The 23,825-nt window shown below is 37.7% G+C and carries 21 protein-coding genes and 1 other RNA gene; 18 read left to right on the forward strand and 4 right to left on the reverse strand.

The annotated features are described in order from the left end of the window. The first annotated feature begins 184 nt into the window (after positions 1-184). The gene (recJ, locus tag IGK81_RS05925) at positions 185-2,482 is read left to right on the forward strand and encodes a single-stranded-DNA-specific exonuclease RecJ (protein WP_034697793.1); all 2,298 of its coding nucleotides are present in this window, start codon (positions 185-187) and stop codon (positions 2,480-2,482) included. A gap of 13 nt (positions 2,483-2,495) precedes the next feature. Further along, a complete protein-coding gene (locus IGK81_RS05930; RefSeq protein WP_010719261.1) occupies positions 2,496-3,008 on the forward strand; it encodes an adenine phosphoribosyltransferase in 513 nt (170 codons plus the stop codon). 275 nt (positions 3,009-3,283) lie between these two features. On the opposite strand, the gene IGK81_RS05935 is transcribed toward IGK81_RS05930, so the two are convergent. Beyond that, a complete protein-coding gene (locus IGK81_RS05935; protein ID WP_010719260.1) occupies positions 3,284-3,502 on the reverse strand; it encodes a hypothetical protein in 219 nt (72 codons plus the stop codon). A gap of 507 nt (positions 3,503-4,009) precedes the next feature. Further along, on the reverse strand, positions 4,010-4,633 hold the full coding sequence (gene lexA / locus IGK81_RS05940) for a transcriptional repressor LexA (RefSeq protein ID WP_010719259.1): 624 nt from the start codon (positions 4,631-4,633) through the stop codon (positions 4,010-4,012). Between the two features lie 148 nt (positions 4,634-4,781). Here lexA and IGK81_RS05945 point away from each other — a divergent pair, with 148 nt between their 5' ends. The 10 genes from IGK81_RS05945 (at position 4,782) to nth (ending at position 15,429) form a co-directional block, all read left to right on the forward strand. Continuing rightward, a complete protein-coding gene (locus IGK81_RS05945) occupies positions 4,782-5,036 on the forward strand; it encodes a DUF896 family protein (protein WP_034697797.1) in 255 nt (84 codons plus the stop codon). A gap of 98 nt (positions 5,037-5,134) precedes the next feature. After that, a complete protein-coding gene (tkt, locus tag IGK81_RS05950) occupies positions 5,135-7,129 on the forward strand; it encodes a transketolase (RefSeq protein WP_034697800.1) in 1,995 nt (664 codons plus the stop codon). 274 nt (positions 7,130-7,403) lie between these two features. Next, positions 7,404-8,264, forward strand: a complete 861-nt coding sequence (locus IGK81_RS05955; RefSeq protein ID WP_034697803.1) for a glucosaminidase domain-containing protein — start codon at positions 7,404-7,406, stop codon at positions 8,262-8,264. A 136-nt stretch (positions 8,265-8,400) separates the two neighbouring features. Continuing rightward, entirely contained in the window at positions 8,401-9,327 is a 927-nt protein-coding gene (gene cysK, locus IGK81_RS05960; RefSeq protein WP_010719255.1) for a cysteine synthase A, read from the forward strand. A gap of 164 nt (positions 9,328-9,491) precedes the next feature. Then, positions 9,492-9,932 (forward strand): Fur family transcriptional regulator, encoded by a 441-nt coding sequence (locus IGK81_RS05965; protein WP_010719254.1) that lies wholly within the window; start codon positions 9,492-9,494, stop codon positions 9,930-9,932. A gap of 286 nt (positions 9,933-10,218) precedes the next feature. Next, positions 10,219-11,571 (forward strand): NADH oxidase, encoded by a 1,353-nt coding sequence (locus IGK81_RS05970; RefSeq protein WP_010737508.1) that lies wholly within the window; start codon positions 10,219-10,221, stop codon positions 11,569-11,571. Positions 11,572-11,977: 406 nt separating this feature from the next. After that, positions 11,978-13,234: a hypothetical protein gene (locus tag IGK81_RS05975; protein ID WP_034697806.1), complete on the forward strand. Its 1,257-nt coding sequence runs from the start codon at positions 11,978-11,980 to the stop codon at positions 13,232-13,234. A gap of 314 nt (positions 13,235-13,548) precedes the next feature. Further along, the gene (locus IGK81_RS05980) at positions 13,549-13,836 is read left to right on the forward strand and encodes a DUF5960 family protein (RefSeq protein ID WP_014834686.1); all 288 of its coding nucleotides are present in this window, start codon (positions 13,549-13,551) and stop codon (positions 13,834-13,836) included. 227 nt (positions 13,837-14,063) lie between these two features. Then, positions 14,064-14,765 carry a DnaD domain protein gene (locus IGK81_RS05985; RefSeq protein ID WP_034697809.1) on the forward strand — a complete coding sequence of 234 codons (702 nt, stop codon included), beginning with the start codon at positions 14,064-14,066 and terminating at the stop codon, positions 14,763-14,765. Position 14,766: 1 nt separating this feature from the next. Continuing rightward, positions 14,767-15,429: an endonuclease III gene (gene nth, locus IGK81_RS05990; protein ID WP_010737512.1), complete on the forward strand. Its 663-nt coding sequence runs from the start codon at positions 14,767-14,769 to the stop codon at positions 15,427-15,429. 45 nt (positions 15,430-15,474) lie between these two features. Here nth and IGK81_RS05995 read toward each other — a convergent pair whose 3' ends face one another. After that, complete coding sequence (locus IGK81_RS05995) at positions 15,475-17,856, reverse strand: PBP1A family penicillin-binding protein (protein WP_431393355.1); 2,382 nt, start codon at positions 17,854-17,856, stop codon at positions 15,475-15,477. After that, entirely contained in the window at positions 17,846-18,493 is a 648-nt protein-coding gene (recU, locus tag IGK81_RS06000; protein ID WP_034697815.1) for a Holliday junction resolvase RecU, read from the reverse strand. The genes IGK81_RS05995 and recU overlap by 11 nt, the downstream gene beginning before the upstream one ends. A 62-nt stretch (positions 18,494-18,555) precedes the next feature. Here recU and IGK81_RS06005 point away from each other — a divergent pair, with 62 nt between their 5' ends. The 6 genes from IGK81_RS06005 (at position 18,556) to IGK81_RS06030 (ending at position 23,631) form a co-directional block, all read left to right on the forward strand. Beyond that, entirely contained in the window at positions 18,556-19,095 is a 540-nt protein-coding gene (locus IGK81_RS06005) for a DUF1273 domain-containing protein (protein WP_034697818.1), read from the forward strand. Positions 19,096-19,185: 90 nt separating this feature from the next. Then, a complete protein-coding gene (gene gpsB, locus IGK81_RS06010; protein ID WP_010719243.1) occupies positions 19,186-19,599 on the forward strand; it encodes a cell division regulator GpsB in 414 nt (137 codons plus the stop codon). Between the two features lie 18 nt (positions 19,600-19,617). After that, an RNA gene (gene rnpB, locus IGK81_RS06015) (RNase P RNA component class B) lies at positions 19,618-19,988 on the forward strand. Between the two features lie 238 nt (positions 19,989-20,226). Next, the gene (locus IGK81_RS06020; protein ID WP_034697820.1) at positions 20,227-21,390 is read left to right on the forward strand and encodes a THUMP domain-containing class I SAM-dependent RNA methyltransferase; all 1,164 of its coding nucleotides are present in this window, start codon (positions 20,227-20,229) and stop codon (positions 21,388-21,390) included. 30 nt (positions 21,391-21,420) lie between these two features. After that, on the forward strand, positions 21,421-22,944 hold the full coding sequence (locus IGK81_RS06025; RefSeq protein WP_034697822.1) for a carboxypeptidase M32: 1,524 nt from the start codon (positions 21,421-21,423) through the stop codon (positions 22,942-22,944). After that, on the forward strand, positions 22,945-23,631 hold the full coding sequence (locus IGK81_RS06030; protein WP_034697824.1) for an HD domain-containing protein: 687 nt from the start codon (positions 22,945-22,947) through the stop codon (positions 23,629-23,631). The last annotated feature ends 194 nt before the right edge of the window (positions 23,632-23,825 follow it).

The raw sequence follows: 23,825 nt of genomic DNA on the forward strand, positions 1-23,825 counted from the left end.
AAAAGATGGCAGGAACCATTGTTACATTTGGCTGAAAGGTAAAAGGCTGAGTTTCGGGTTTGTCAAATGGTCTTCAAAAAGTGAGTAACGACTTTTTGAAGACCATTTTAATGTGTTTGTGGCTATCTTTCTTCTTTTTTTTAAACTTTTCGTTTGCTATAATAACTAGGTTAGGGGTGAGCAAGTGAGACAAGCAAATTATGATTGGCAATTAAGTGAATCAGAACCGACTGAAATGTTTCTTCAAAGTATAAAGCAAGAGAATCTATCGCCTTTTATTGGCAAATTACTTTGGCAACGAGGCTATCGTGATGTAGAGAAAGTAAAAGAATTTTTGAATCCCAAACATCAAGAATTGCATGATCCTTACTTAATGCATGACATGGATAAAGCCATCAGTCGAATCCAAGAAGCGGTGATCAATGGTGAAAAAATAGTCGTTTATGGTGACTACGATGCAGATGGGATTACAAGTACGACAGTGATGAAAGAAACATTGGAGCTACTCGGCGCCAATGTCGAAACATTTTTACCCAATCGTTTTATCCATGGCTATGGACCAAACAAAGCCGTTTATCAAGAAAAAATCGATGCAGGTGCGCAATTGATCATTACAGTGGACAATGGTGTGGCTGGTCACGATGCCGTAGCTTATGCGCAACAAGCAGGTGTTGATGTAATCATCACAGATCACCATGAAATGCCCAGTGAATTACCTGAAGCCTACGCTATCGTTCATCCACGACATCCACAAGGGAATTATCCGTTTCCTGATCTAGCAGGTGTCGGAGTAGCTTTTAAAGTGGCAACAGCATTATTAGAAGAACCTCCTGCTGAATTTTTAGATCTAGTGGCGATTGGAACGATTGCAGACTTAGTATCAATGACAGGCGAAAATCGCACACTTGTTGCTTTAGGGTTAGATACGATCAAAGAAACCGAACGGATCGGTTTACAAGCTTTATTTAATGAAAGTGGCGTCTCTATGAAAGAAGCAGATGAAACGACCATCGGCTTTTCAATTGCCCCTCGGCTCAACGCGATTGGCCGAATGGGTGATCCTAATCCAGCTGTCGAGATGCTAGCTACCTTTGATGAGGAAGCGGCACTCACGTATGCCAAAAAACTCAACACGATCAATGAAGAAAGAAAAACAGTCGTTGAAAAAATTACCCAAGAAGCATTGGAAATGATTGATGAAACGAATCAGATCCACCTTCTTGCCCATCCTGGGTGGCATGAGGGAGTGTTGGGGATCGTAGCTGGTAAGCTGATGAATGCCACTGGTAAACCGACGATCGTCTTAACAATCAAAGAAGATGGTACAGCGAAAGGATCTGGTCGAAGTGTCGAAGCCCTGAATCTATATGAAATGTTAGATGCGATGCGTGACTTATTTACTTTCTTTGGAGGACACCATGCTGCTGTAGGGTTAACGATGCCTAGTGATAATCTTCAAGAATTACAAAAACGAATGAATCAGTATGTTTCCGAACAAAAAATTGATTTGACAAAAGGCGCAGCTTTACCGATCGACGAAGTCCTTACACCCAAAGATGTAACCATTGAATTGCTTAATGAATTAAAGTTACTTGCACCATATGGTACTGACAATGCGGTACCTCACTTTCTGTTTCGCCAAATCTTGGCTGAAAATGTGAAAAGAATTGGTACGAGTCAGCAACATTTGAAGTTAACATTGATGGAAGAAGCTAGTCCGTTAGATGCGGTAGCATTTGGTTTTGGCGACCAAGAAGCTGAGCTGTTAAATAATCCAGTGGATATCGTTGGTAAATTAGCTATCAATGAATGGAACGGTCGGAAAAAACCGCAATTGCTGGTATCAGACTTTGTTGTTGATGGATTTCAAATTTTTGATTGGCGTTCAAAGAGATACCGTCAGTTAACGAAGGTTGATCCACAAACATTGTATCTTGCGTTTGATCGCTCTTCTTTAAAAGAAATCTCTGGACTGGCTACAGACAATGTCCACGTGTTCGAAAGTGTGGAACATATCAAGCAGTTGATCCACGATAATTCATATCATTCCTTGCTGGTAGTTGATTGTCCAAATGATTTAGAAATATTAAAAGAAATCCTTGCCTTTGGTTCTTTCGATCGAATGTACTTATTAGGGATTTCTTATGAAGAAGCTTATTTGAATGGAGTTGGATCAAGAGAACAATATGCCAAATTGTTCAAACTAATCCATACACAAGAAAAAATAGATATTCGCTATAAATTAGGCTCAATTGCTCAATATCTAAAAATACCACAAAAATTATTAATTTTTATGATTCAGGTGTTTTTTGAATTGAAATTTGTTACAATAGAAGATGGCGTTTTGCAAAAGATCGCTAATCCCAAAAGTCATCCGTTGACTGATAGCGTGCGTTATCAGCAACGAATAAAAAAAATTAAAGTAGAGGAATTCTTATTGTTAAGTGATATTCCCTCTATTAAAAAAAGGTTAACAACCTAGGAGGAGACAAATAGTGGATTTAAAAAAATATATTGCAAGTATTCCTGATTATCCAGCAAAAGGAATTATTTTTCGTGACATCTCGCCCCTTATGGCTGATGGAGATGCCTACAGAGAAGCAACGAAACAGATCGTAGATTATGCGAAAGAAAAAAGAATCGATATGGTTGTAGGACCAGAAGCGCGAGGATTCATCGTTGGCTGTCCTGTAGCTTACGAATTAGGAGTTGGATTTGCGCCTGTACGTAAAAAAGGGAAGTTGCCTCGTGAAACGATCGAAGTAACTTACGGACTGGAATACGGTACAGATACATTGACACTCCATAAAGATGCGATCCAACCTGGACAAAGAGTTTTGATTTGTGATGACCTATTAGCTACAGGGGGAACGATCAAAGCAACCATCGAATTAGTAGAAAAATTGGGCGGTGTCGTTGTTGGCTGTGCTTTCTTGATCGAACTAATGGACTTAGATGGTCGTGAAAAAATCGAAGGATATGATATGATCACCTTGATGGAATATTAAACGATTTTTTGCTTAATAAACATTAAAAATAAATGTAAAAAGAAGTGGGACGTTAATCAGATTTTTTCTGACTAATTGTCCCACTCTCTTTTTTGTGAAGCAATCCTAAGCACGCTTGCTCACTATTTTTAGTTTGTGCAGGTGTATTTGTAAAAGTAGTCAATTGTTTTTTGATGGGGGGAACAATCGACTACTTTTTTGTGCATGAGCCGTTTTCTGACTCTTACATATGTGTTTTTTTTATTTCGTTATTCAGGATTCTTTATGGGTCAAGATCAAGAGTGTCTCGATCGATAATAGGAGTCTGGATAAAAAGTGTCATCATGAATCCGACGCCGTTCAGACTGACGGTATTTCTTTTCATCCCACAACATAAACCATAAAGCAAACAACGGAACAAAGATCAACAATGCTGTACGCATACCAAAATTACCAATAATAATGCCTAAAAATAATACCATTAATACTAAGCCAAGACGTCTCATTGATTTCATGATTTCTCACCTCATTATTTTATGCGAACAAAAGTTCGTATAATTAGTATACGAACTTTTGTTCGTTTTGTAAAGAGGGAAGAACAAAAAAGATCGAAATCTATGTGTGTAATACTCAGAATTTTTTTAAACCAGCACAGGTCATTTGCTTATTCACCGTATTCAAAGCAGTTAGCGGTATTTGATCTAAATCATGCCGCAGATCATGGTAGGTAAACGACGATTGTAGTGGTACCAAATGAAAAAAATCGAAATGGAAATACGACAAAGATCGACAAAAAAGTAGGAGATCGGTGCATTTTATTTAAGGAGTGAGGAAAGCACAAGAGAAAAAACTCAGGCCGTTTATGGACACTTAATCATCGTTTATCCATCTTAATGCCCATTAAAGAACCCGAGACACTTTGCCCCGGGTTTTTCAGTCTTTATTGATAGATATAGCAGTTACTGCAAATAAATGAGTATGCGAGTAAGACCTTCACTTAAGTTTAGTCAAAAAAATCGTCTTTAATAGATATGACTGCGGTAGAGCCCAACGACTCGACCTAAAATAGAGACTTGATCTAAAATGATCGGTTCAAGAAGATCGTTTTCCGGTTGTAAACGAAAATGATTTTTTTCTTTATAGAATCGTTTACAAGTCGCTTCATCTTCGGCGGTCATTGCAATCACGATATCCCCGTTTTGGGCAGTTTCTTGTTTACGGACAATTACATTATCTCCGTCTAAAATTCCTGCATTGATCATACTTTCTCCGCGGATCGTCAACATGAACAAGCTTCCATCTTCAGAAGAAAGGTTAGGAGGGATCGGAAAGAAATCGGACGCATCTTCAACTGCTAAAATCGGTTCACCTGCAGTGACCACACCAAGCACTGGAATCGTGGAAGGTTTTACCCCTATTTTGGCTAATCCTTGTTTTGTTAATTCGATTGCACGTGGTTTCGTAGGGTCACGTTGAATAAATCCTTTTTTTTCCAATCGTGCAAGATGACCGTGAACTGTGGAGGTAGAAGAAAGCTGAACCGCTTCTCCGATCTCCCGAACAGTTGGTGGGTAGCCTTTTTGGGAAACTTGCTCGTGGATATATCGTAAGACTTCGATTTGTCTGGTTTCGGTTTGTCGGGCCACAGAGTACACCTTCTTTCAATTAATAATTAAATAGTACCACATAAAACTACTTCTTTCAAACAAATGTTCGTATTTAAAATATTTTATACTAGTTGTTTTTTTCGTAATTTTTATATAATATGAAGTAGAGTAAAAAGGAGGACTTGCTATGTTATCACCGGAAAAAATTACCCGCATCAACGAACTGGCCCAAAAAAAGAAAACAGAAGGCTTAACAGCTGACGAAGAAAAAGAACAATTGGCGTTAAGAGAAGAGTATCTGGCTGCTTTTCGTTCTGGGATGCGACACCATATCGAAGGGATGAAAATCGTTGATCCAGAAGGTAACGATGTCACTCCAGAAAAATTGAAAGAAATCCAACGTGAAAAAGGCTTACATCGTCGAGGAAATAAGTTTCAGTAATAATTACTAAAAAACATTGCTTTTTCTAGACGTATCTAATAAAATTAGTAAGTAAGAAATAAAGGTAAAAAAAACCTAAATTAATAGGAGGGGTTATTTTGTTCGACAAAATCGACCAACTTGGCGTTAACACGATCCGTACATTAAGTATTGAAGCAGTTCAAAAGGCAAATTCTGGACACCCAGGGTTACCAATGGGGGCAGCCCCAATGGCATATGCACTCTGGACGAAACATTTGAAAGTGAACCCAACGACTTCAAAAAATTGGGTTGACCGTGACCGTTTTGTCTTATCCGCAGGACATGGTTCGGCAATGTTATACAGCTTACTACATTTATCAGGTTATCAAGTCACAATCGATGACTTAAAACAATTCCGTCAATGGAATTCAAAAACACCTGGACATCCAGAGGTCAATCATACTGACGGAGTAGAAGCAACAACTGGACCGTTAGGACAAGGAATCGCTATGGCTGTAGGTATGGCAATGGCAGAAGCTCACTTGGCAGCAACCTATAACAGAGAAAACTTCAAAGTGGTAGATCACTATACTTATTCTCTTTGTGGCGACGGCGACTTGATGGAAGGCGTTTCGCAAGAAGCAAGTTCAATGGCTGCTCACATGAAATTAGGTAAATTGATCGTATTGTATGATTCAAATGATATTTCATTAGATGGTCCTACTTCAAAAGCTTTCACTGAAAATGTAGGAGCTCGTTATGAAGCTTATGGCTGGCAACATATTTTGGTTAAAGATGGGAATGATTTAGAAGCCATCAATCAAGCGATCGAAGAAGCAAAAGCTGAAACTGAAAAACCAACATTGATCGAAGTCAAAACAGTGATCGGCTACGGAGCTCCTAAAGAAGGAACTTCTGCTGTCCATGGGGCACCAATTGGCGATGATGGAATTAAAATGGCTAAAGGAGTGTATGGTTGGGAGTATCCTGATTTCACAGTTCCAGAAGAAGTAGCTGAAAGATTCCACCAAACAATGGTTGAAGAAGGGCAAAAAGCTGAAAATGAATGGAAAGAAATGTTTGAAAACTATAAACATGCTTATCCAGAATTAGCTCAACAATTTGAAGATGCGTTTGCTGGAAAACTTCCAGCTGACTGGGATGCTGAATTACCTTCTTATGAAGTAGGCGAAAGTCAAGCTAGCCGGGTTTCAAGCAAAGAAGTGATTCAAGAGTTATCAAAAGCAATCCCAAATTTCTGGGGCGGATCAGCGGACTTATCAGGTTCGAATAATACGATGGTCACTGCGGACAAAGACTTTACTCCAGAACATTATGAAGGTCGTAATATTTGGTTTGGCGTTCGTGAGTTTGCGATGGCAGCTGCGATGAACGGTATCCAGCTTCATGGCGGAACTCGTATCTATGGCGGTACATTCTTTGTTTTCGTTGATTACTTACGTCCAGCAGTCCGTTTAGCAGCTATTCAAAATACACCGGTCATCTACGTGTTGACACATGATTCAGTGGCGGTTGGTGAAGATGGACCAACACATGAGCCAATCGAACAATTAGCGTCTGTAAGATGTATGCCAGGTGTTCACGTGATTCGTCCAGCCGATGGGAATGAAACACGCGCTGCTTGGAAAGTAGCAATGGAATCGACTGATACACCAACGATCTTGGTTTTAAGTCGTCAAAATCTTCCAGTTCTGCCATCAACGAAAGAAGTGGCAGACGAAATGGTGAAAAAAGGAGCTTATGTACTATCACCAGCTCAAGGAGAAACACCAGAAGGTATCTTGATCGCGACTGGTTCTGAAGTGGATCTAGCAGTCAAAGCACAAAAAGAATTGGCAGCAGCTGGAAAAGATGTTTCAGTCGTTTCAATGCCAAGTTTCGATTTATTTGAAAAACAATCTGCAGAATACAAAGAAAGCGTCTTACCAAAAGCCGTAACAAAACGAGTAGCTATTGAAGCAGCAGCTTCATTTGGTTGGGAACGCTATGTTGGGACAGAAGGAACAACTATCACGATCGATCATTTTGGTGCTTCTGCTCCAGGAAATAAAATTCTTGAAGAATTTGGTTTCACAGTGGAAAATGTTGTAGCAACTTTCAACCAATTATAAAATGAGTTAAAGAAGTTTTACGACAAACGTTTAAGAACATCTGAAAAAAGGAGACTATTTTCAGATGTTCTTTTTTTGTAGTAGAAAATTAGAATAATGATTCGTGTTTAATATTACTTAATGTTTCTTTAACATTACGTTCGTGTTACAAAAAGAAAAATAGTAAAGATTGATTTGAGTTTCCCATAAATTAAAAGTATAATTTAATTAATTAAGATTGTTTAAAGATGGAAACTTTATCAAGAGTTTTTTATTTTTTTGAGGAGGAATTCGAATGCAAGAGCTGAAAACCCGCAGTGCCCGACACCAAAAGAATAAAAGAACCATGGTGATCAATAAAAAAGCGATTGCTCCTTTGATGGGGACAACTCTTTTAGTGGGGCCAATGATGGTTACAGCAGCACCGCAAAATGTACGAGCAGATGAGCAGGTCACACAAACGACTGCAGATCCACAAGCTTTCATCAATCAAATCGGTTGGGCAGCTTCTGAAGTGGCTGCAAACAATGATTTATATGCATCGGTCATGATTGCCCAAGCTTTATTAGAAAGTGCTTATGGCACATCTAGCCTGGCAAGTGCGCCAAACTATAATTTATTCGGAGTTAAAGGAAGTTATAGTGGTCAAGTCGTTTATATGGCTACAAAGGAATATCTTAATGGACAATGGGTCACGATGAATGAACCTTTCCGTAAATATTCTTCTTATTGGGAATCTCTGCAAGATCATGCCAACGTTTTGCGTTCAACTAGTTTTTCAACTGGAGACTATCATTATGCTGGTGTTTGGAAAAGTAATACCACGAGTTTTTACGATGCGACAGCATATCTAACTGGTCGTTATGCAACAGATCCGGGTTACGGAGCAAAATTGAACTCATTGATTAATACGTATAATTTAACCCGATTTGATACGCCTTCTTCTGGTACCACAACGACGACAAGTACTACCACAACGACTACTACGTCAACTACCTCTTCAACAAGCGGCAGCCAGACTTATAAAGTCGTTTCAGGCGATACTTTGTGGGATATCGCTCAGAAATTTGGTTTGTCAGTTGACGACTTAATGGCTAAAAATGGGATGACGATGTCTAACTATTCCTTATTAGTCGGACAAGAAATAAACGTTTAGTTAAATTAAGAGATAAAAACGGGAAAGGCTCTTCGCAGCTTTCCTGTTTTTTTACGTTGAAAAGGCGAATTATTCGCCAGAAGTTTCTTAGTTGTATTATCATTGAATAGAAGAAAATATTAAGGAGGAACTTAAAATGACACAAATTTATCATTCGATTACAGAATTGATTGGTCAGACACCGATCGTTAAGCTTAATCATTTGGTTCCAGAAGATTCAGCGGAAGTTTATGTGAAATTGGAATTTTTTAATCCTGGTGGTAGTGTAAAAGACCGGATTGCATTAAGTATGATTGAAAAAGCAGAACGGGATGGCCTTCTTAAGCCAGGAGACACAATCATCGAGCCGACTTCAGGAAATACAGGGATCGGATTAGCCATGGTTGGGGTAGCTAAAGGGTATAAAGTGATCATCGTGATGCCAGAAACGATGAGTATCGAACGACGCTTATTGATGAAAGGTTATGGTGCTGAATTACTGCTCACGCCAGGTAAGGATGGAATCAGTGGCTCAATCAAAGAAGCGAAACGTTTAGCAGCGGAAAATGACTACTTCTTGCCACTTCAGTTTGAAAATCCAGCCAATCCTTCTATCCATGAGAAAACAACTGGACATGAGATTCAAGAGGCGTTTGGTGTGAATGGGTTAGATGCTTTTGTAGCAGGGATTGGCACTGGAGGAACGATTTCTGGTGCTGGTAAAGAGTTGAAGCGAGTCTATCCAGCAATTGAAATCATTGGAGTTGAACCAGCCGAATCAGCGATTTTAGAAGGGAAAGAAGCAGGACCACATAAAATTCAAGGAATTGGGACAGGGTTTGTGCCAGATACTTTGGATACGAGCGTCTATGATCGGGTAGTTTCTGTAACAGGGGATCAAGCGTTAGCCACTGCTAGAGAAGTTGGAAAAAAAGAAGGAATCTTAGTAGGCATTTCATCAGGCGCAGCGATTGCTGCTGCTTTGGCAGAAGCGAAAGTGTTAGGTAAAGGAAAAAAAGTCTTAGCGGTTGTCCCAGATAACGGAGAACGTTATTTGTCAACAGCGCTTTATCAAGAAATGTAAAGAATTCTTACCACAACATTTAGACGTAATTAAGGAGATTTTTTCCTTAATTGCGTCTTTTTTCGCAATATTATGATTAATTTGAAATTTCTTTTCATGAAAAGTAGATTTTAAAAAGTAAAAATAGTATGATAGGACGAGAATAACAACGCGGGGTGTTAAAAATGGAGAATAAACTATTAGTTGAAGAAACAATCGAAAAATTGAAAAAGGAAAATATACGGATCACACCTCAGAGGTATGCAGTTTTAGAGTATCTGATTGAACATCATTCACATCCGACTGCTGACGAAATTTATCGTGCTCTGGAAGATCGTTTTCCGAATATGAGTGTGGCAACAGTTTATAACAATTTAAGATTGTTTACTTCAATTGGCTTTGTACAAGAGATGAAATTTGGGGATTCATCTAGTCGATTCGATTTTAGTTCAAAACGTCACTATCATGTGATATGCGAAAATTGTGGAAAGATCGTCGATTTTCATTATCCTGATTTAGCGGACATCGAAATGGCAGCTGGTCGATTGACGAACTTTGAGATCAATGAGCATCGTTTGGAATTATATGGTCGCTGTCCTGAGTGTCAAAAAGAACAAGCGATTTAGTTTGCTGAAAGTATTGATAAAAATATGAAAAAATAAAAAATTAGTCAGTTTGATAAACAAATCACTGACTTTTTTTTATTTTTTTCTCTTTCTTTCACAAAGGTTATAGTATATGTTTTTGTTTTCACAAGTAAATCGTGGAGTAATCAGCAATTGCGCAGGAGAATGAACAGAAAACAACAAGGTTGAATTTGTGAATTCACAAGCATTAAACTGTTGTATCCGTTTTATTTTTGCTATATTTAAACTTGTCGAAGGACAAATCGTTAATCGGAGGGATTCACATATGAAAGTTGTAGTAATTGGCTGCACGCATGCGGGTACAGCAGCTGTTAAAAGTATCTTAAAAAATCACCCAGAAGCGGATGTTACTGTGTACGAGCGAAATGATAATATTTCCTTTTTATCATGTGGGATCGCATTATACGTGGGTGGTGTAGTAAAAGACCCAGCCGGTTTATTCTATTCTAATCCTGAAGAACTACATTCTTTAGGTGCAACTGTAAAAATGGAACATGATGTAACTGACGTGGATACTGAAAAGAAAACTGTGACAGCCAAAGATCTAAAAACTGGTGAAGTTGAAACAGTTTCTTATGATAAATTGGTAATGACTACTGGCTCTTGGCCAATCATTCCGCCAATCAAAGGAATTGAATCAAAAAATATTTTGTTATGTAAAAACTATAACCAAGCAAATGAAATTATTGCACAAGCAGAAGATGCAAAACGGGTGGTCATCGTAGGTGGCGGTTATATCGGTATCGAATTAGTCGAAGCTTTTGTTGAATCTGGTAAACAAGTTACATTGATTGATGGTTTAGATCGTATTTTAAATAAATATCTTGATAAACCATTCACAGATGTATTAGAAAAAGAACTTGTCGACCGTGGAGTTACTCTAGCATTAGGTGAAAATGTTTCTGAGTTTATTGCGGATGAAGAGGGTAAAGTGAAACAAGTAGCAACTGCTAAAGAAACTTTTGACGCGGACATGGTCATCTTATGTGTTGGTTTTAGACCAAATACGACATTAGTTGATGGAAAAGTTGATACGTTACCTAATGGAGCCATCAAAGTTAATGAATACATGCAAACAAGTGATCCAGATATCTTTGCTGCAGGGGATTCTGCTGTAGTAAGTTATAACCCAAGTGGTACCCAAAATTATATTCCTTTGGCAACTAACGCAGTTCGTCAAGGATTGTTAGTAGGAAATAACTTGACTGAACATAAAATGGCGTATCGTGGAACGCAAGGAACGTCTGGACTTTACCTATTTGGTTGGACGATTGGTTCAACAGGGGTGACAAAAGAGAGCGCACCTATGAATAATTTAGAAGTCCAAGCAACGGTCTTTGAAGACAATTATCGTCCAGAATTCATGCCAACAAATGAAAAAGTGATGATGGAATTGGTTTATGAAAAAGGGACAAACCGCATTGTCGGTGCCCAATTCATGTCGAAATATGATATCACTCAATCAGCAAATACGATGTCACTGGCTGTTCAAAATAAAATGACCGTTGAAGATCTAGCGCTATCTGATTTCTTCTTCCAACCTCATTTTGACCGTCCATGGAACTACTTGAACCTATTGGCACAAGCTGCGTTGGGCGAAATCGAAACTGCACAATAAGCAATCAGCGAATGGTTGAACATTGTTTATTCGCTTTATAGCTATCAACGAGAGGTTGAGACAAAAGTGTTCAGCATCAAGAAATAAGAAGGAATTTCCGAAAATTGACAAGAAACACAAAAACTAGTTTTTGATGTTGATTGTTACCTACTTGGTGCTTCTCAAATTTTTGGTAAATTTCGGTTTATTTCCGAAGATGCTACTTTTGTCTCACCGTTTATTCGTTTTTTAGAGATACTAGAAGAGACTGAGACAACTTTTGTCCCAGTCCCTCTTTTTTTTACGTAAAGGTATCAACGGGTATTATCGAAACAAAAGAATCTTTTTTTCTAAAAATAAGAAAAAGAGATTCTTTTGTTTCTTTTTTATATGATAAAATTCAACTATTCTAATCAGGAGTGATGTTATGAACTTGTTTGAACGATCTTATATGTTGTTGGCACTCGCTTATGGGTTGGCTGATGCAGGAGATTTTAAAGCAGTCGGTGAAGAAGGAAAAAAAAATTATCAATTGTTATTCTCAACTTTTATTAAAATGCTTGAAAATGATGAACAGGAAGCATTGATTGACCGAGAGAAAAAACCAGCAATCATTGATTCCTTGAAAAGAACGATTAAATTTTATGAAATGAAAAATCCCAAAGAGTTACAGCAAATGATGGAAAACATGAAAAAAGATGATCCAACAGATTTTATAATTTTTCCAGCATATATCACTAAAAAAATTCAGGATCATGTATTTGGATTAATCCTTTATAGAAAAGAAGGACATTATTTAGTAGCGATGATTGATAAATTGGAAGATACGAACAGTGATCGTCCATCAGGTGTATTCACAACGATTCTTCCAGAAAAATTAAGTACTTTAAGTAAAATCATTTTCCAGACAAAATTTGAACATCACAAAGATAGTCGTTGCAATACAGCAAAAGTTATTCAGCAATTAGGCGAAGAAAAAATAGACCCTACATACCTCAATCTTAGTATGAGGGGATATAATGGAATGGCAAATTGTACGGTTAAAGAACTTTTTGGGACTTTTAGAGTCGTTCTCTACAACAGTCAGAAATCTATTTTTCAAGAGACAATAGCTACTGGGTTAAAAAAACTACCAGTAGAATTAAAAAGTAGAACAATTAAGCCAAAGGTAGGAAATACCAGAGATAATCGTAAGATGTTACTTGAAGCTTTTATAAAAGAAGCGAGATTTAATAAAAAACAAGTCAGTGCGTTGACTCATCTATATAACGTTTATTTAGAGCTTAAAGAACAACGAGAAAAAAGAATTGCTGAAAACCCCTATTATTTTTTGGAATACTCTCAGGGAGAATTTACAGCAAGTTTTACCAATAGTATAATCAACGACTCAAGTTCGCCGCTTACTTTCAAAAAAAGTCAATCGTTTGATAATTTTAAGGTGTTCACCTCGTCAAAAAGGCAATTACCAAACTTGGGGGAGATTTTAAAAGGAATACTTGATGAAGAAAATATCCGTAAGAATCTTCATCATTTAACAAGAAATGCTAGTATAAATGCTAGTGTGAAAAATGAATTACATACAAGAAAACAACTGACATCAGATGATAAAAATCTGAGCGTCAGCAATAACAAAAAAAACGATTGTATTGATTATTCCAGTAAAATGGATGTCAAATCCAAGTGAAAGTATATAGATAGTCAAGTCTATCAATTGAATGAAATAATTTGAAAAATTACTGTTTTCTATATTTAAAAAATAGCGTCTTTTTAATATGCCTAGGTTTGTAAGGGGATAAGTGAGGAAGTAGTTTGAAAAAATTTAGGTCTAAATAAGCACATAGATAACAAAGTAGACAAAATTTAATATTATTTTGAGATAAAGTATTCTTTTAATTCTTAGACATAAAAGCTATAAGTTGTCTTTCAATTCGTTTTCTGACAAAATAAATAGAGGATGATGAAAATCATGTCAAACGATAACGAAGGAGCAATCAAATAATGGAAAAAGAATATTTTGTACAACAAGCAGCATTTCTGGATGATTATAAAAAAGAAGCAAAAGATGAAACGATCAATGTCGATCAATTAGCTGATCAAGTAATCAACCAATTGAATGAAACACAAGAGGATTATTATCTAATGAGTGGGGAAGTAGCGAAAGATGGCAATTCCCATCGTTTCCCATTCAGTCGTCGCGTTTATTCAGATGAAAACGACGGAACAATCAATACGGAGTATACTTATGAAGGAGAACCTTACGTCTTGCAAACGGAAGAAGATAAATAAGCAGTTCTCTAATCATTTAAAAAAAGTTCAGGTTTTTCAATCGAATGATGATTGGGAGACCTGGCTTTTTTTGCGACGGCAGATGCTCTTTGATAGAGCGAATATTATATTTATTCCGAAAAGTGAAAAAGTGAAACAAAAAATAAAAAACATATAGAAGTAAAGGAAAGCTACCTTGCCTCGAACAAGCTTTTTCCGTATACTGGATTTGAAGTGAGGGAAAAATCATGTTGAACTTAGAAAATTACTTAAAAGCAGGACAAACAACGATATCGAACTTGTTGTTAAAAAATTATCATCGTATCGGATTACAAGCAGAAGAGTTTTTATTTATTTTGCAATTGCAAAGGGCGCAACTCGAAGGAGACTTTTTCCCAGATTTACACTCGATTGCGTTGGATATGGGTGTCAAACAAGAGCGTATCTATCAAATTTTAAATCACTTGATCAGTAATGGGTTTATTAAAATTGAAACAGCAACAATTGATGGTAAGCAAGCTGATCGTTACAATCTATATCCTATATATGAAATTTTAGGGAATTTTTTGGAAAGTCAAAATCAAAAACAAGCTGATTTAAGTCAAGAAAAAATGGTGCAGTCTGTTTATCAGTTATTTGAACAGGAATTTGGTCGCCCATTGTCAGCCATCGAATTTCAACGGATCGGTCAATGGTTAGAAGAAGATCATTATCAACCGGAAATTCTGAAACTTGCTTTACGTGAGGCTGTTTTGAATCAAGCGTATAGTTTTAACTATGTGGATCGAATCTTGTTGTCTTGGGAACGTAAAAATTTAAAGACGAAGCAACAAGTAGAAGAAGATCAAAAAAGACGAAAACAACAAATGTTACAAAAAGAAGTGGAAAGCACTAACGCACAACCAGAAGCCTTGCCAAAAGTTACGTTGAAAAATTGGCTGGAGGAATAATATGTTAAGTAAACAAAAAACAATGGAAGCCTTGACAAAAATGTACGACATGTTCCCAGAAGCACATGGTGAATTAAAACATCGAAACCCTTATGAACTGTTGATTGCTGTCATACTCAGTGCTCAAGCAACCGATGTCTCAGTTAATAAAGCGACCCCAGCTCTTTTTGAAGCTTTTCCAACTCCTGAAAAGCTGGCTGCGGCTCCGATTGATGACATTATCCCTAAGATCAAAACGATTGGTCTTTACCGCAATAAAGCAAAAAATATCAAAGCATGTGCCCAACAATTGATGGATCGCTTTTCAGGTCAAGTTCCTCAAACTAGAGAAGAATTGATTTCTCTTCCAGGAGTTGGACGAAAGACAGCGAATGTCGTTTTAGGTGATGCTTTTGGTATACCAGCAATTGCTGTGGATACTCATGTCGAGAGAGTAACAAAACGTTTAAGGATTTGTAAGTTGAATGCCTCGGTGTTGGAAGTAGAAGAAACGTTGATGCGCAAAGTACCAAAAGAATTATGGGTCAAGACTCACCACACTTTAATATTTTTTGGTCGTTATCATTGCACGGCAAGAAGTCCACGGTGTGAAGTTTGCCCCTTGTTAGACATGTGTCAAGATGGAAAAAACAGAATGAAAGAAAAAACATTGAACGTAAAATAAAAGATAAAAAAAGGAAGTTGAGGTTTTTCTCAACTTCCTTTTTTGTTATGTGCCAGAAGACGTTGAACGACTAGAGGACTGTCCGGACTGTGCATTGTTCTCCGGAGGTGTTTGCGCTGGTGGTGTCGTGGATGACTCAGGAGTTGCCGAAGATGAAGAGCTTTGACTACTGCTGCTATTTTCTGGCGTTTCAGCTGAACTACTTGAATCATTTTTTTCACTTGAACTATCTAACGATGTCGATGATTCGGCAGATGACTCAGTTGTTGAAGTTTCTGTCGATTCCGACGAAGAAGATACCGGTGTCGAACTTTCAGGTACCAGTGTCACTGATGAAGATGGCGCCGTTGTTGAAGGGATCGTCGTACTTGGTGTTTTCTTGAGTTGATCGGTAAAGTATAATTCACCGCCAGATCTTACCAGTCCGCTAGGCATTTGCCAATCGCTATTTGTGACGCTGGATGATACATATTTCATTAATTCTCGATAAACATCAGAAGCAACATGAGACGAAGCAGAGGTGACAGGAGTCATTTTGTTGTTATAACCGGTCCATACTGAGATGGCGTAGTTTGGTGTATAACCAGCAAATAAAATATCAGGATACACACCGCTAGAAGTTCCTAATTTTGCGTACTCATCATCCGTATAGTTGGAAGTCCCGGTTTTCCCAGCTTGGTATAATCCAGGAATCAACGCATTCGTCCCAGTTCCTTTTGTTAATGTATCTTTTAAAATATCTGTGACCATATAGGCTGTTTCTGGAGACATAGCTGTATTACCATCGGGATCGAACGTTTCTTCTGTGCCGTCTTGGAAGACGATCTTATTGACATATTGTGGTTTATAATACGTTCCTCCGTTAGCGAAAGCAGCATAGGCAGCCGCCATTTTCAAGGAAGAAGCGCCATATTTTGTGCCGTCTTGTTTTTCTGTGTTACTTGAAATCGCATTTGATTGATGGATCGTACTATATTCAATTCCAAGATCTTTTAAAAAGGTGCTGACTTTATCTGCGCCGACTTCATTGAACAATTTGACAGCTGGAACGTTCCTGGAAAGATACAAGGCTTGTCTTAAGGTGATCGTCCCCATAAAACGGTTATCCCAGTTGCCTACTGGTGTTGAGGTTCCTTCATAGTTATAAGGAGCATCACTGATCGTTTTTCCTGTAGAATATTTTAGATATTCAAAAGCTGGGCCATAATCTGTGACTGGTTTCATCGTCGAACCGAAGTCACGAGAAGTATTAACAGCTAAGTTCATACCTAGTGTGACATCTTCTGCAATATGGCGACCGCCAATTTGCGCTTTTACTTGACCAGTATTGACATCGATCAACGTAGAAGCAACTTGCATTTCATCATCAGGATAGTTGACATAGTCATCAGTGTTGACAATATCATAAAGATGTTTTTGTGCGTCTAGATCTAAGTTAGTATAGATATCCAATCCATCAGTAAATACATTTTTATCCGTTTTTTCTTGAACTTCATTGATGACTTCTTTGACATAATTATCAACGATTTTTGAATTATCATCTTCTTTTTTCATCTCTTGAAGACCATCATCGATTGGTGTATTCACTGCAGCATCATATTCTGATTGAGAGATTTTCTTGTTTTGTAACATGGTATATAAAACAGTATCTCGCCGTTTTTTTGCTTGTTCTGGATATTGGTATGGGTCATAGGCAGAAGGCGCTTGTGGCATTCCAGCTAACAAAGCAGTCTGTGGTAATGAAAGTTCTGGTAATCTTTTACCAAAATAATTTTCTGCTGCCGTTTCCATTCCGTATAATCCGTTGGACATATAGACTTTGTTCACATAGTAAGTCAATATTTCTTGTTTTGATTTTTGTTGTTCTAATTTTACAGCTAACCAAGCTTCTTGTGCTTTTCGTTTCAAGGTTTGATCTGAAGCGTTGGTAGAGAAGTAGGAGAGCTTAATCAATTGTTGGGTCAATGTACTACCACCTTGAAGTCCTCCAGAAGTAAAGTTAGAAAGTGCAGAGCCGACGATCCGAACTGGGTCGATCCCGATATGTTTATAGAAACGACGATCTTCAACAGAAACGATGGCGTTTTCTAACGTTTTCGGCAATTCGTTTGCGGTAATCTTTTCTCTTTTTTCTGCTCCTAAATCTTCAAATAATTCGCCATTTTGTGTGTAAAGTTTAGAAGAAACAGTCGCATCTAATGCAGTGTCCGTTAATTTTGGAGCATCTTTTGCATAAAACCAAAATAATCCGACACCGGCTAGGAAAGCGATACAAATCAAAGAAAATAAAATCAAGATGATACGGATGAAAAGCCCACGCTTCTTATGCCCGGAACCTTTGCCAGAAGTTTTATTTCTTGTTTGACTCGTCTTTTTAGAAGAAGAGGGACTGTTTCGTCTGGAAGTTCTTGTTTGCTCATTTGCCATTCTTGCGATCTCCTTCGATAGTTAATGTTGATAAGTATTGATCTACCGCTTTTAGATAAGGGATACGTGGCGAAAAACCTGTTTGGATCTCGATCCCTATTTTTTCGATCAATGAAAGCGGAAGCGACTTTTTCCCCTGATTCTTTTGCGCATGCCAATAATCGATCAGATAAGTACTATCTAAATAAAAGCAACGCTTCAACGTAGAAAACCATAATAGGACAAAACAAATTCCTTGTTGCTTTAGACAAGCTTCCATATGGTCAATTTGATGCGCATGGAAATTTTTGAAGGGAAAAGATGTCTTATTCTTTGTTTCTTTCGCTTCAAAATCCAAATAGAAACCTCGATATACACCGTTATAATCTGTTGTGGAGGCCTGTGAGAAATAAGCTTCCTTAATAACAGCGGCGCTACGTCGAGGATAATCTACTTTAACAATTTGAATGGGGGTTGGTTTTTTATGGATAACAGCTACTTGGTGCGCTAAGTAATACTGGTTACTTTCGTTAATTGCTTCTTCAAAACGCATCCCTCGATTGCCAAATTCAATGGCTGATTCTCTTTTTTCTTGAACTTTTTCCTTTAAAGAGGCATTCTTATGATAGGGTTGGCCGTTTGGATAGCGTAAAACCATTTTAATCACACTCCTAGCCAACATTATAGCAAAAAAGAATCAAGAAAGAAAAGGAAACTCAAATGGACCGATTAAAAGTGATGTATATTTCCGGTTATCGAAGTTTTGAACTTGGGGTTTTTAAGGAAAATGACCCTAAAATAACGGTTATTAAAAAAGTCTTAAAAAAAGAGATACAGCAATTAGTCGAAGAAGGACTTGAATGGGTTCTTACTAGTGGAAACTTGGGTATAGAAACATGGGTCACGGAAGTAGTTGCTGAATTAAAGCAGGAATACCCTGAGTTAAAGTTGGGGATCATCTATCCATTCAAAGAGTTTGGAAATAATTGGAATGAGAATAATCAAGAAAAGTTAAGAATGGCAGAACAGTTAGCAGACTACGTTGAAGCAGTTAGCCATCAAGCCTATCAATCACCTAGCCAATTAAGAAACCACACGCGTTTTTTACTTGACCATACCGATGGCTGTCTATTAATTTATGATACTGAGTTTCCAGGGAAAACCCAGTATTTTCTGAAAGAGGCGCAAACCTATCAACAGGATCATTCTTATGAAATTCGGCTAGTCAGTATGGATGATTTACAAAATTTCAGTGAATAATTCAGATAGTGTTTGATTTATCAAGTTATTTCCGATACAATGATATAGGTAGAAACTGTTATTATGTAAATGAAAACTAGAGGTGTAAATATGGCGGAATTGGTTTATAGTCCTAAAGACATTTTACAACAAGAATTCAAAACAAAGATGCGTGGCTATGATCCCATCGAAGTGGATGAATTCTTAGACAATATCATCAAAGATTATGAAACTTACAGCAAAAAACTCCTTGCTTTACAAGAAGAAAATGATAAATTAAGTGCCAAAGTAGCACAATTATCAAAAACACAAGGAGCAGCACAAACGCGTGTTCAACAAGTTGAAACACCGAAAAGTGCAGCAGTCACAAATTTCGATATCTTGAAACGTTTGTCAAATCTTGAACGTGAAGTATTTGGAAAAAAATTGGATCAACAATCATCAACAGTGAATGTTTCCCAACCTAACCCAAACAACTACACAAATGCAAGTGACGATGATAACGAAAAGACACGTCAATTCTAAGATTGATGATACATTGCGGTTTTTGGGTAATCGCGGTCTGACATGATCAGGCTGAGGAAAGTCCATGCTCGCACAGGCTGTGATGCCTGTAGTGTTCGTGCTTAGCGAAACAATAAGCTAAGGTGCTCTATTAGAGTAACGGCAGGAAAACAAGCTAAGGTTTTTAACTATGCTTAAGTATCCTTGAAAGTGCCACAGTGACGAAGCGGATAGGGAAACTTATTCGGTGGAACGCGGTAAACCCCTCGAGCGAGCAACCCAAACAATGGTAGGGGCGCTTTTTGTTGGGAATTAAGAACGAGACAAAAAGGCAGGTTAACTGCAGATAGATGGTTACCACATTGCTTTTTCTCCCTGGAAAAGTAGTGTACAGAACATGGCTTACAGAAAACCGCAATATAACAGGGAATACCTTCCAACCATGTTGTGAAGGTTTTTTTTAACATTAGAGTGTCACCACTGATTTATACCATTCAATAAATGACTTGTTTGTTCAGGAACACAAAAATGAACGAGTGAAGAATGGTAATTTAGAGACAAGTATGAAAAAAATACTGATTCATTTTTCGGTTTGATTTTACAAAAAGCTGGACGACCACGTTCAGCTTTTCTTATAAGGAGATAAGTATGGATACGACTAGAGAATTTAATCTTGTGGCAACGGCTGCAAGTGGGTTAGAAGCCCTTGTTGGAAAAGAACTACGTGACTTAGGCATAGATTGTCAAGTTGAAAATGGACGGGCACGTTTCAAAGGAACGATGGAAACGATCGCTACAGCAAATTTATGGTTACGAACAGCTGACAGGGTAAAGATCGTTGTTGGGGAATTTGATGCGTTTACCTTTGATGAACTATTTGAGAAAGTCAAAGCATTACCTTGGGAAGACTTTCTACCTTTAGATGCTGAATTTCCGGTTGCAGGAAAATCAATCAAGTCTAAGCTTTATAGTACACCGGATTGTCAGGCGATCACTAAAAAAGCGATCGTTGAACGATTGCGTAAGTATTATCACCGTCCGGCATCTGTTCCATTAACGGAGACTGGCGCACATTTTCAATTAGAAGTCGCTTTACTAAAAGATCATGTCATGATCACACTAGACACAACTGGTCCTAGTTTGTTCAAACGGGGATATCGTTTGGAAAAAGGTGGCGCACCGTTGAAAGAAAACATGGCAGCCGCTTTAGTGATGTTGACAAATTGGCGAAAAGATCGTCCGTTTTATGATCCAGTGTGTGGTTCTGGTACGATCTGTATCGAAGCTGCCTTGATTGGACACAACATTGCACCAGGATTTAATCGTGAATTTGCTTGTGAATCATGGGATTGGTTTAGTAAAGATGTTATGGAAAATGTTCGAGCATTGGCAGAAGAGCAAGCAGACTATGATATTGAACTTGATATCACAGGTTCTGATATCAATGGGCGGATGATCGAAATTGCTAAAGCGAATGCGGAAGAAATTGGCTTAGGCTCTTCAATCACGTTTAAACAACAAGCAGTCAAAGATTTCAAAACGGATAAAGAATACGGCGTAATCGTCGCGAATCCACCTTATGGAGAGCGTTTAGGTGAAGAAGAAACGGTTCGTCGCTTGTATGAAGAAATGGGCGATGTTTTCCGTCCATTAAAGACATGGAGTAAGTACATTTTGACAAGTGATCTTACTTTTGAAGAATATTATGGGCAAAAAGCTACTAAAAAACGTAAACTGTATAACGGAGCTTTACGGACTGATCTCTTCCAATACTGGGGAACGCGGCCACCAAGAAAAGACAAAATGATTTAAAATTATATGGGATGGATGGAGGAATAAATGATGAATGAAAAAGAATTTATGAAAGAACTAAAAGAAATCAATCTCTTGCAACAAACTTTGGGCATTTTAGATTGGGATATCCAAACGGGTATGCCAGAAAAAGCGAGTGAGGATCGTAGTGAAGTCAATAGTTATCTTTATAGTCTTTATTTCTCAAAGAAAATTGGACCTAAGATCAAAGAAGCCATCCAATATTTTTCTGAACATCCCAATGAATTATCTGAAACGGGAAAAATCGTGTTTGAGAAGGTCAAAGAAGACTATGAACTTGAATATAAAGTTCCTGAAGAGTTGATGACTGCATTGACAGCAGCAACTTCTACCGCACAGGTGCAATGGCAGCAATCTCGTGAAACGAAAAATTTTGCGGATTTTCAAGAAGCATTGACTAAAAATATTGAGTTAACAAAACAGTTGATCCCCTATTGGAAAAAAGACGAAGCAACTGATTATGATGTGTTACTCAACCAATATGAACCAGGGATGTCTGTTGAAACCTTAGATCGTGTTTTCCAACAAGTAAAAGAAGGGATCATGGAAATTAGAAAAACCTTAGCAGAAAAAGGGCATGAACCAGATACCTCTTTTCTTTCTCGAAAAATGACTAAAGCCCAACAAAAAAGGTTTGTCACAGGCGTGATTGAACAGTTAGGTTATGATTTCTCAAGAGGACGTTTAGATGACACAATCCACCCTTTTATGATCGGGATCAATCATAATGATGCACGTATTACGACTCGTTGGAATGAACATGACTTTAAAATGGCAGTCTTTGGCGTGATCCATGAAGCTGGTCATGGAATGTATGAGCAAGATATTGACGAAAAATTTGCTTATACTCCGATTTACCAAGGTACTTCGATGGGAATCCACGAATCTCAATCACTGTTCAATGAGATCATTATTGGTAGCAATCGAAGTTTCTGGGAAAAACAATATCCATTTTTCCAACAATGTGCAGAAGGAACATTCGATGATATTTCATTTACTGACTTTTATCGCTCGTTGAAACAAACCCAAGCAAGCTTGATTCGAATTGAAGCAGATAGTTTAACCTATCCATTGCATATCATTATTCGTTATGAAATTGAGAAAATGATTTTCAATGAGGACGTGGACGTGGCTCAATTACCAACTATTTGGAATCAAAAGTATGAGGAATATCTAGGAATACGACCTGCGAATGATTTAGAAGGAATCTTGCAAGATGTCCACTGGTCAGGAGCTAGTTTTGGTTACTTCCCATCTTATGCTTTAGGATATATGTATGCTGCGCAACTGCTTCACGCATTAGAAAAAGAGCTTTCGATCGATGAAGTGCTAGCATCCGATGATTATCGACCAATCAAAGAATGGATGAAAGAAAAGATCCATCAATATGGTGCATCTAGAAAACCAACGCAATTGATTCAGGATGCAACCGGTGAGGCGCTAAATCCGCAGTATTTGATCGATTACATGAAAAAAATCTATTTTTCGGTCTATCAAGTAGCTGAATTCAGTAGCGAGAAAGAAGGAAAATAAATGGAGAAACTGCAGGAAATTGCTGATTACAGTTTCAAGCAATTAGCAATGGATCAAACTGGACACGGGATTGATCATACGGTAAGAGTCGTTAAATTAGCAGAGAAAATTTTAGCAACTGAACCGCAAGCTGATCCATTGATTACCCTTGCTTCTGCTTATTTGCATGATACGATCGATGATAAAGTAGTAGCCGATGAAACGAAAGCAAAAGCAGAGTTACATCAATTTTTGCAACGTTTAGAGCTATCAGATGCAACCATTGAATCAATCTTTTTGATTATTGAAAACCTGTCTTTTTCAAAAGGGTTGTCAGGTGAAGAAATGGCATTACCTATTGAAGGAAAAATTGTTCAAGATGCAGATCGTCTTGAAGCCTTAGGAGCAATTGGTATTTTGCGTACGGCTTATTTTGGTGGTGGACATGGCCATCCCATTTTTGATGAAAGTCGGCACCCAATCAATTATCAAAATAAAAAAGATTATCGCAAAGGGTCCACTGTGATCAATCATTTTTACGAAAAATTGTTCTTATTACCAGATAGGATGAACACCCCATATGGTATAAAGGAAGCAAAACGACGAGAAGCCTTTATGCGGGAATTTATTGCTGAATTCTTCAATGAATGGTCAGTAGGCGATCCCGATTTTACTCCCGAGAACTGGTTGGCAACAGACGATAAATAAAAATATTGTTTCTTATGGTTATTGGTAGTAACTGATGACCATAGGGAACGTTTTTTGTGTTGGGAGAAAGACTTCTTAAAATAGCTACAGGTAAGCGCCTTGGACCAAGTAATATATAGCTAGAGAAGCAAACATTAAAAGAATTTAATATACAAATAGAATATTCGTTTTTTTATTTCATAACAAAAAACAAG

Origin of the sequence: Enterococcus sp. DIV0703 (genome assembly GCF_051711065.1) — a bacterium.
Taxonomy (GTDB): Bacteria; Bacillota; Bacilli; order Lactobacillales; family Enterococcaceae; genus Enterococcus_B; species Enterococcus_B hirae.